The sequence below is a fragment of the Clostridioides sp. ZZV14-6345 genome (assembly GCF_020657775.1).
Taxonomy (GTDB): Bacteria; Bacillota; Clostridia; order Peptostreptococcales; family Peptostreptococcaceae; genus Clostridioides; species Clostridioides difficile_D.
In genome coordinates this window covers 1-367 of sequence record NZ_JAGWCX010000209.1, presented here as the reverse complement: position 1 = coordinate 367, position 367 = coordinate 1, and the positions used below count along the sequence as shown (strand labels likewise).

General features: G+C 26.4%; 1 protein-coding gene. It reads left to right on the top strand.

Going from position 1 to position 367, the window contains the following annotated elements; all coding sequences use genetic code 11:
- Positions 1-41: 41 nt before the first annotated feature.
- On the top strand, positions 42-367 hold a 326-nt coding region (locus KGF39_RS19565), incomplete at its 3' end, for an RRXRR domain-containing protein (RefSeq protein WP_413927105.1).

The following is a 367-nucleotide window of genomic DNA, read 5'->3' as shown; positions in this document are numbered from 1 at the left end:
ATACTATGGTATATGTAATTAATTTTGAAGGAAAACCATTAATGCCTACTACTAATGCAAAGGCTAGAAAATTATTAAAACAAAAGAAAGCTACTGTTAAAAGAGTTAATCCATTTATTATACAATTATTATATAAGACAGATACTGAATATATTCAAACTATAACATTGGGGATAGATAGTGGATATTTAAATATAGGATTTTCAGCTATAACAGATAGTAAAGAATTAATAGTTGGAGAAGTAAAATTGCTTCAAGGTATGAAAGATAGATTATTAGAAAAAAGTCAGTATAGAAGAATTAGGAGGCAAAGGTTAAGATATAGAAAACCTAGATGGAACAATCGAAAAATAAAACAAGGATGGTT